We start from the raw sequence: 8707 nt of genomic DNA, 5'->3' as shown, positions 1-8707 counted from the left end.
ACGCGCGCACGCTCTAGCCATAAAAGGCACCGTTACCGCAGCGTCGCCGCTGACACGACTGGCAATCCTTCGCGCGTCTCACGCTTTGGGGGCGGACGAAAGGCAACACTGGACGCGTACGCTCACGTTGCAGGATCCAATTGATAAGCTGGCTTAACCTCCAATGAGCAGGAACCGAGGCGTTTAATGTCGAAGAATAAGGTAAATCGCGTCGTCCTCGCCTACTCCGGCGGGCTCGACACCTCCGTCATCCTCAAATGGCTCCAGACCACCTACAGCTGTGAGGTGGTGACCTTCACCGCCGATCTCGGCCAGGGTGAGGAGCTGGGGCCGGCGCGCGACAAGGCGCTGATGCTCGGCATCAAGCCCGAGAACGTCTACATGGACGACCTGCGCGAGACCTTCGTGAAGGACTTCGTCTTCCCCATGTTCCGCGCCAACGCGCTGTATGAGGGGATGTACCTGCTCGGCACCTCCATCGCCCGCCCCCTCATCGCCCAGCGGCAGATCGAGATCGCGGAGCAGGTGGGCGCCGACGCCGTCTCCCACGGCGCCACCGGCAAGGGCAATGACCAGGTCCGGTTCGAGCTGAGCTATTACGCGCTGAAGCCCGACATCAAGATCATCGCGCCCTGGCGCGAATGGGACCTCACCAGCCGCACCCGCCTGATCCAGTTCGCCGAGGAACACCAGATTCCCATCGCGAAGGACAAGCGCGGCGAGGCGCCCTTCTCCGTGGACGCCAACCTCCTGCACAGCAGCAGCGAGGGCAAGATCCTGGAAGAACCCTGGGACGCGCCGGATGAGATGGTGTGGCAGCGCACCATCAGCCCCATGGACGCGCCCGACACCCCCACCGAGATCACCATCCAGTTCAAGAACGGTGACGCGGTCGGCATCAATGGCGAGGCGCTGTCCCCCGCCACGCTGCTGACGAAGCTGAACGCGCTGGGCAAGGCGAACGGCATCGGCCGGCTGGACCTGGTGGAAAACCGCTTCGTCGGCATGAAGTCCCGCGGCTGCTATGAGACGCCGGGCGGCACCATCCTCTCCGTCGCGCACCGCGCCATGGAGAGCATCACGCTGGACCGTGAGGCCGCGCACCTCAAGGACAGCCTGATGCCGCGCTATGCGGAGATCATCTACAACGGCTTCTGGTTCGCGCCCGAGCGCCGGATGCTCCAGGCGCTGATTGATGCCAGCCAGGCCAGCGTGGAGGGCGAGGTTCGCCTCAAGCTCTACAAGGGCAACACGATCGTGACGGGCCGCCGTTCGCCGCACAGCCTGTACTCGATGAAGCACGTGACCTTCGAGGACGACCAGGGCGCCTATGACCAGTATGACGCCCAGGGCTTCATCAAGCTGAACGCGCTGCGGCTGCGGCTGGGCGCCATGGCGGGGCGGCGCGGCGGGGCGCTGTAGCGTCCCCACGTCCCGTTTGTCGCCACGGTGAACCGGCCGGGCGACGATGCTACCGCGCCCGCGTCTCCACCATCACGGCGCGGGCGGCGATCTGCCCGCCGGCGTCGCGGCGCGCCTGTTCCAGCGCCGCGGCCAGGGCTGGAACACCCTCCTCATCGGGGCGCGGGGTGGCGAAGAGCGGCCGCTCCGACGCCACCACCAGCACGAGTTCCAGCCCGAACGGCTCATCAATGATCCAGGGGAAGTCCGGGCTGGTCTCGCGCATGTTCACGCGGGCGCCGGGGGCCATGGGGCGTTCGCGGATCAGTTGCAGCGCGTTGCCGTCATGCATCACGAACCAGATGTTCAGATGCGCGGCCCATTGCGGCATCTGCAGGGCCAGTTCCATCTGGTCGTTGCGGCGCAGGAGGCGTGCGCGCGGCTCCACCTCCAGCCCCGTGCCGGGTGCCGCGGTGATGGGGCGGATGGCGGCCAGCACCTCGCAATAGGGGGCATCGAAGACATCGGCGGCGAGGCGCAGGGTCAGGTTGGCCTCGGCGGCGGCGCGGCGGAGTGCCGCGGCGTCATCCTGGTGCAGGAAGCCGTTCACGACGAAGCCCGGGCCCTCCGGCGCCTGTGACACCACGCCGCAGCGCACGCGGCCCAGGATGTCCGCCAGGACGGCGGCGGGTGCCGGGGCCGGCACCAGAACGGGGGCCTGCGGCTGCACCAATACAGGCGGCGGTTCGGGGCGTGGCTGGACCACCGGCGGCGGCGGCTCCGGACGGGGCTGCGCCACGGGGGGCGCTGGCGGTTCGGGGCGTGGCTGCACCACCGGCGGCGCGGGCGGCTCCGGCCGGGGTTGCGCAACCGGGGGCGCCGGCGGCTCGGGGCGTGGCTGGGCCACGGGTGGCGGCGCTTCCGGACGCGGCTGCGCCACGGGCGGCTCCGGCTCAGGCCGGGGCTGCACCACCGGCGGCACGGGCGGTTCCGGACGGGGTTGCGCCACAGGCGGCGGCGTCACGGTTGGCGCGGGCGGCGGCTCGGGGCGCGGCTGCGCGACCGGCGGGGCCGGCGGAGGTTCGGATGGCGGCTGGGGTTGCGCCACCGGTGGCGCGGGCGGAGAGGCAGGGTCACGGCGTGGTTCGGCCACCGGCGGTGCCACAGGCGGCGCCTGCAAGGCGGCGGGTGCCTCCGGCTGGGGCGAGGGCGGCGTCAACACCAGCGCCTGCTGCTGCTGTTGCGGCGGCGCGGGCGGCGCGTGGCCGCCCGGCAGCAGGAACACCACAGCGCCCACAATCGCGGCGATAGCCAATCCCGCCCCGGCCAGGAGGGCCGGCGAAACTCCGCGCTTCTTGTCGGGCGGCGGCGGTGCCACGGGTGGCGGCGCCACAGCGGTGGCCCGGGTCTCATCGCCCCGCCGGGCGCGCGCGGCCTCCAGCAGCCCGGCGGCGAAGGCGCGGGCATCGGGGTAGCGCTTGGCCGGGTCCTTGGCCAAGGCGCGTGCCAGCACCGCGTCGAAGGCGGGCGTCGCCAGGAAGGAGATGCGCGAGGGCGGCTCCGGCTCCGTGGTCAGGATGGCCTGGGTGACGGCGTCGGGGTGGTCGCCGGTGAAGGGCTTCTTCTCGGTCAGCAGTTCATAGAGCAGGACGCCCGTGGCCCAGATGTCCACGCGGTGGTCGAAGGGCAGGCTCTTCGCCTGCTCTGGCGCCATGTAGGCCGGGGTGCCCACGAAGCTCTCGGCCATGGGGCGGGCGCCGGCCACCACCGTCACGTCATCGGCGAATTCGGGCCGCGAGCGGGCGATGCCGAAATCCGTCAGCTTCACCTCGCCGGAGGAGGTGGCGACGGTCAGCATGATGTTGGCGGGCTTGATGTCGCAATGGATCACGCCCTGGTCGTGGCAATGCGCCAGCGCATCCAGGACCTGCACCACCAGGCGGACGATCTCGGGCAGGGTCAGGCGGGTGCCGCCACGCACCAGGTCGCGCAGGGAGCCGCCTTCCACCAGCTCCATCACCATCCAGCCGGTGCCCTGCTCCTCGCCGAAATCGTAGACGCCGACGATGTGCTCGTGCTTCAGCCCCCCCGCCACCTGCGCCTCGCGTCGGAAGCGTTGGAAGGCGGCCATGCTTTCGGGGTCGCCGGGAATGGGCGGGTCGGCCAGCTTGATGGCGACGCGGCGGCGGATGGTGGTGTCGAAGGCGGCGAAGACGCGGCCCATGCCGCCCCGGCCGAGCAGTTCCTGCCACTGGTAGCGCTTGGGCAGGCCGCTCGGGAGCGGTTCGGACTCGCTCATGCCGCGGCTTCCCTCAGCGCCCGAGGTTGATCACCTGCACCCTTCGGTTCTCGGCGCTGGGGGTGTTGTCGGGGGTGGGCACCAGGAGCTGCGTCTGGCCGAGGCCGATGGTCTCGAGCCGCCCGGAATCCACGCCAAAGCGCTGCGTGAGGTAGCGGCCCACCGCGGCGGCCCGGCGCTCCGACAGCGCCTGGTTCAGGCTGGCGGCTCCCACCGTGTCGGTGTGGCCCTCGATGCGGAAGCGATAGGGCGCCAGGTCGGCCGAGGTCAGCGCCCGGCCCAGCCGGTCGAGTTCGCGCATGGCCGAGGGCGTCAGCTCGTCCGAGCCGGTGGCGAAGTTCACCGTGAGGCTGGCGGAGGGCATGCCCGCGGGCGCGGTCGTGCTCGGGCGCGCGGTCTGGGCCGCCGGCGCGGGGCGCGGCGGCGGCTGGGGCGCCGGGGCGGCGGGGGTCAGTGTCACGGCTGGGGCGGCCGGGGATTCGCTCGGCGCCGAGGGCGGGCGGCGCAGCCCGCGGGTGGCGTTCAGCGCATCCTGGCTCTGCGGACGAAGCTGGTCGATCAGCCGCTGGGTGGCGGGGTCCATCTGCGCCTGGACGGGTGCGGCAGGGAGCAGAAGGCCAAAGGCCAGAAGGGACACAGGCAGGAGATGAATGCTTCGCATGGAACGCCCCCTAGACGCTGCACGGCGCTCAAATGACCATGGGGTGCGAATACTGCCCCGCCGGTCGCGGCCGATGTTTGCCAGTCATTATAGGGGACGGGCCAGCCACGACCAGAGAGAAACCTTGGCGCGCCCCCAGCGCCGCGCCGGATAACCCGCTTGCGACGCGCGCCCCCGGCTGATTTGATCACCTTCGATCCCACGAGGCCGCACGCCCCGCATGAAACCTGCCCGCTTCGCGCACCACGCCCCCCGGACCCTGGAGGAGGCGCTGGCGTTGCTGGCGACACATGGCGAGGAAGCGCGGGTCCTGGCGGGAGGCCAGAGCCTCGTTCCCACCATGGCCTTCCGCATGGCACGGCCCGCGGTGCTGGTGGACATCAACCGAATCGCGCCCCTCGACCACGTCACGGTGGCGGGCGGCAGTCTGCGGATCGGCGCCCTGGCCCGCCATGCGCGCTTCGAGACGCAGGTGGTGGAAGGCGCGCTGGGCACCCTGCTGGCGCGCATCGCCCACCACATCGCCCACCCGCCGCTGCGCCTGCGCGGCACCTTCTGCGGCAGCCTGGCCCATGCCGACCCGGCGTCCGAATGGTGCGCGGCGGCGCTGGCGCTGGAGGCCCGCATGGTCCTGGCCCGCGCGGATGGGCTGCGTGAAGTGGCGGCCGAGGACTGGTTCCAGGGCGTCTTCTCCACCGCGCTCGCTCCCGGCGAAATGCTGCGCGAGGTGGTGCTGCCCCTGCCTGCCCCCTCCTGGCGCGGCGGCTTCGCGGAATTCGCCCGCCGCGCGGGGGATTTCGCCCTGGCCATGGCGGTTGTCGGGCTGCGACTGGAAGGGGGCTTGGTGGGTGGCGCGCGGATCGCCCTCGGCGGCATCGGCGGCCAGCCCGTGCTGGCCCGCGAGGCCATGGCGCTGCTGGAAGGCCAGGCGCCATCCTCTGCCCTGCTGGACGAAGCCGCGGCCACCGCCGCCCGCCACTGCGACCCGCAGGAGGATATGCACGCCCCCGCCGAATACCGCCGCGAACTGGTGGCCGTCATGGTGAAACGCGCGCTGCGCCAGGCGGTGTCGGCATGAACTGGGTCGGCCGCCGCCTGCCCCGCAGCGAGGACCCGCCTTTGCTGCGCGGCGAGGGGCGCTATGTGCCCGACATCGCCATCGGCGCGCGGGCGGTGCGCTTTCTCCGCAGCCCGGTGGCAGCGGGGCGCATCCTGGCGCTACGCCCGCCGGCGGAGATGCCGCCCGGCTGCCTCTTCGTGACGGGCGCGGATATGGCCGGGGTGCAGCCCATCAAGCCCGGGCTGCGCCGCTTCAACTACCGCGCCGTCGAACAGCCCGTCCTGCCGACCGAGCGCGTGCATTTCGTGGGCCAGGCCATCGCCGCCATGGTGGCGCCCAGCGCGGCCCTGGCGGAGGACTTGCTGGAAACGTGCGAACTCGACATTGCGGCGGAAGACCCGGTTGTCGGCTTCGATGCGGCCCTGACACCGGGTGCGCCCCTGGTCCACCCCATCGCACCGGGCAATGTGGCGGTGGAGGGCGAACTCCGTCCGGAAGGTTTCGCGGAGACGCTGGCCGCCGCCGCACATGTGGTGGAATTCGCCTTCCGCTCCGGACGGCAGAGCGCCATGCCGCTGGAGGGCCGCGGCGGCGTCGCGGAATACGATCGCGCAACGGGGCGCATCCGGCTTTCCGCCTCGGCGCAGATGCCGCACCAGCTCCGCACCGGCATCGCCCAACTGCTCGGCATGCCCGAGGCCGATCTTCAGGTCATCGCTCCCGATGTCGGCGGGGGCTTCGGGCAAAAGATTGCGCTGTTACCGGAGTATCCCGTGCTGGTCTGGCTGGCGCGCAAGCACCGCGGCCGCTTCGCCTGGGTGGAGGACCGCAACGAGAACCTCATCGCCTCCGCCCATTCGCGCGACCAGCGCCATGCGCTGCGCGCGGGCTTCGACGCCGAGGGGCGGCTGCTGGCGCTGGAGGCCGATATCCTGGCCGATGTCGGCGCCTTCTCGGTCTTCCCCACCACCTGCGCGGTGGAGCCCTTGATGGCGCTGGCGGAATACCCCGGCCCCTACAAGGTGCCGGCCTATGCCGTGCGGGCGCGCGGCGTACTGACACACACCTGCCCGATGGCGCCCTATCGGGGTGTGTCCCGCCCCGTCATCACCTTCGGCATCGAGCGGCTGATGGACCGCGCGGCGGCGGTGCTGGGCCTCGCGCCCGATGAAATCCGCCGCCGCAACCTGCACGACGCCTTCCCCGCCCGCAGCGCCACGGGAATGGTGCTGGACGAGGCCAGCTACATCGAGGCGCTGGACGAGGCCATGCGTATCCTGGACGTCCCCGCCTTCCGCGCGCGCCAGGAAGCGGCGCGGGCGGAGGGGCGCTACCTCGGCCTCGGCCTTTCCGTCTTCAACGAGCGCACGGGCTATGGCACCCCGGCCTTTGCCGCGCGCTCCATGGACGTCGTGCCGGGCTATGAGGTGGTAGACATCGCCATGCTGCCCTCGGGCGAGGTGGAGGCGCGCATCGGCTCCTCCCCGCACGGCCAGGGGCTGCGGACCACCCTCTCCCAGATCATCGCGGACCGGCTGGGGCTCGATCCCGGCGCCATCCGCATCATCCATGGCGACACGGACCGCACGCCCTATGGCTGGGGCAGCTTCGCCAGCCGTTCGCTGGTGATCGGCGGCGGCGCCTGCCAGGTGGCGGCGGACCGGCTGGCCGACAAGCTGCGGCGCGGGGCCGCGCGGTTGCTGCAATGCGAGCCCTCCGAGGTGGCGCTGCGGGACGGACAGGCCGTGGCCGGCGCGGCCTCGATGCCCATCGCGGAACTGGCGCGCCTCGCCCACCAGCGCAGCGAACTCCTCTCCGACGCCATCGGCTTCAACCTGGCCGAGACCGGCCAATACGACCCGGGCGGCACCTTCTCCAACGCCTGCCACGCCGCCATCGTGGAGGTGGAGGCCGAGACGGGGCATGTGCGGGTGGAACGCTACCTCGTGGTGGAGGATGCCGGGCGCATCATCAACCCCATGATCGCCGACGGGCAGGTGCAGGGGGGCGTGGCCCAGGGCATCGCCAATGCGCTGTTCGAGGAGGTGATCTACGCCCCCGACGGCACGCCACTCACCGGCACGCTGGCCGACTACACGCCCCCCACCTGCGCGGAGATCCCCGAGATCGAAATCCACCATCTGGAGACCATCAGCGAGGCCACCATCACCGGCGCCAAGGGGCTGGGCGAGGGCGGGTCCATCGGCGCGCCGGCGGCCATCGTCAACGCCATCAGCGATGCGCTTTCGCCCTTCGGCGTGGATGTGGCGGAATTTCCGGCCACGCCGCCCCGCATCCGCGCGCTGATCCGCGGGCGGGCGCCGCGCGCATGACGGAGGTGCGCTTCACCGTGAACGGCACGGCGCAATGCGTGGAGGTGGAACCCCGCCTGACGCTGGCTGATATGCTGCGCGAGGAATGCGGCCTGACCGGCACGCATCTGGGCTGCGAGCACGGCGTCTGCGGCGCCTGCACCGTGCTGATGGACGGGCTGCCGGTGCGAAGCTGCCTCGTCTTCGGCGTGCAGGCGGAGGGCGCCGAAATCCGCACCGTGGAAGGGCTGGCCGCGGCGGATGGCACGCTGAACGTGCTGCAGCGGGCCTTCCAGGCGCAGCACGGGCTGCAATGCGGCTTCTGCACGCCGGGCTTCCTCATGCTCGCCACCTGGCTGCTGGAACAGAAGGAGGGCGTGGACGAGGCACGGCTGCGGGAGGTGCTGGCTTCCAACCTCTGCCGCTGCACGGGCTACCAGAACATCCTGGCCGCCGTGCGGGTGGCGGCGCAGGAGATACGGGTCTGGCGCGAAGGTTAGGCCGAGGGCGTATCCGGGTCCTCGACCTCCACGCGCCCCGTGGCCGCCTTCCACAGCTTGGGCCATTGGAAGCCCAGCGTCAGCACGATGGCCAGCAGCGGCTGGATCAGCCAGGACCACACGCTGGCATCGCGCGCATCCATCAGCCCGTAGAAATCCGCGGCCCAGATGCACAGCACGATGATGAGGGTGATGATGCCGAGCCCGATCGGCCCCAACGCCCGCCACGCCCCATAGACGTAAAGGCCGAAACCCAGCAGCGCGAAGGCCGTCACCAGCAGCTTGACGGGCAGCGCCACCTCGTTGGCCGCGGCCCAGAGGTGGAAGACCGACAGCCCGGACGGGTTGTACAGCACATAGACGTTCATCAGGATCAGCAGGAACCAGCCCCAGATGGGGATGTTCCGCAGAAATCGAGTCATGCGGTTTCTCCAGGCACGTCGGCCCCTGCATAGCAGAGGCCGACGCGCCCGG

At 71.2% G+C, this 8707-nt stretch carries 7 protein-coding genes; 4 read left to right on the top strand and 3 right to left on the bottom strand.

The window, feature by feature from the left end; all coding sequences use genetic code 11:
• The first annotated feature begins 186 nt into the window (after positions 1 to 186).
• Positions 187 to 1422: an argininosuccinate synthase gene (locus JTN19_RS07990; protein ID WP_206931390.1), complete on the top strand. Its 1236-nt coding sequence runs from the start codon at positions 187 to 189 to the stop codon at positions 1420 to 1422.
• A gap of 49 nt (positions 1423 to 1471) precedes the next feature.
• On the opposite strand, the gene JTN19_RS07985 is transcribed toward JTN19_RS07990, so the two are convergent.
• Both JTN19_RS07985 and JTN19_RS07980 read right to left on the bottom strand, forming a co-directional pair.
• Positions 1472 to 3700: a serine/threonine-protein kinase gene (locus JTN19_RS07985; protein WP_206931389.1), complete on the bottom strand. Its 2229-nt coding sequence runs from the start codon at positions 3698 to 3700 to the stop codon at positions 1472 to 1474.
• A 13-nt stretch (positions 3701 to 3713) separates the two neighbouring features.
• Positions 3714 to 4337 (bottom strand): OmpA family protein, encoded by a 624-nt coding sequence (locus JTN19_RS07980; protein ID WP_206931388.1) that lies wholly within the window; start codon positions 4335 to 4337, stop codon positions 3714 to 3716.
• 244 nt (positions 4338 to 4581) lie between these two features.
• Here JTN19_RS07980 and JTN19_RS07975 point away from each other — a divergent pair, with 244 nt between their 5' ends.
• The 3 genes from JTN19_RS07975 to JTN19_RS07965 are packed head-to-tail and all read left to right on the top strand — an operon-like array spanning position 4582 to position 8233.
• A complete protein-coding gene (locus tag JTN19_RS07975) occupies positions 4582 to 5439 on the top strand; it encodes an FAD binding domain-containing protein (protein WP_206931387.1) in 858 nt (285 codons plus the stop codon).
• The gene (locus tag JTN19_RS07970; RefSeq protein ID WP_206931386.1) at positions 5436 to 7754 is read left to right on the top strand and encodes a xanthine dehydrogenase family protein molybdopterin-binding subunit; all 2319 of its coding nucleotides are present in this window, start codon (positions 5436 to 5438) and stop codon (positions 7752 to 7754) included. Before JTN19_RS07975 ends, JTN19_RS07970 begins: the two co-directional genes overlap by 4 nt.
• The gene (locus JTN19_RS07965; RefSeq protein ID WP_206931385.1) at positions 7751 to 8233 is read left to right on the top strand and encodes a (2Fe-2S)-binding protein; all 483 of its coding nucleotides are present in this window, start codon (positions 7751 to 7753) and stop codon (positions 8231 to 8233) included. Before JTN19_RS07970 ends, JTN19_RS07965 begins: the two co-directional genes overlap by 4 nt.
• On the opposite strand, the gene JTN19_RS07960 is transcribed toward JTN19_RS07965, so the two are convergent.
• A complete protein-coding gene (locus tag JTN19_RS07960) occupies positions 8230 to 8655 on the bottom strand; it encodes a DUF6524 family protein (protein ID WP_206931384.1) in 426 nt (141 codons plus the stop codon). The two genes, JTN19_RS07965 and JTN19_RS07960, sit on opposite strands and share 4 nt — an antisense overlap.
• Positions 8656 to 8707 lie beyond the last annotated feature (52 nt).

The organism is Roseococcus thiosulfatophilus, from assembly GCF_017311575.1.
GTDB classification, from domain to species: Bacteria; Pseudomonadota; Alphaproteobacteria; order Acetobacterales; family Acetobacteraceae; genus Roseococcus; species Roseococcus thiosulfatophilus.
This window is presented reverse-complemented; position numbering and strand designations above follow the sequence as displayed.

Excerpts from the sequence above, each read along its gene's own strand:
- JTN19_RS07990 (WP_206931390.1), top strand. The coding sequence starts at position 187 with ATGTCGAAGAATAAGGTAAATCGCGTCGTCCTCGCCTACTCCGGCGGG.
- JTN19_RS07985 (WP_206931389.1), bottom strand. The coding sequence starts at position 3,700 with ATGAGCGAGTCCGAACCGCTCCCGAGCGGCCTGCCCAAGCGCTACCAG.
- JTN19_RS07970 (WP_206931386.1), top strand. The coding sequence starts at position 5,436 with ATGAACTGGGTCGGCCGCCGCCTGCCCCGCAGCGAGGACCCGCCTTTG.
- JTN19_RS07975 (WP_206931387.1), top strand. The coding sequence starts at position 4,582 with ATGAAACCTGCCCGCTTCGCGCACCACGCCCCCCGGACCCTGGAGGAG.
- JTN19_RS07960 (WP_206931384.1), bottom strand. The coding sequence starts at position 8,655 with ATGACTCGATTTCTGCGGAACATCCCCATCTGGGGCTGGTTCCTGCTG.
- JTN19_RS07965 (WP_206931385.1), top strand. The coding sequence starts at position 7,751 with ATGACGGAGGTGCGCTTCACCGTGAACGGCACGGCGCAATGCGTGGAG.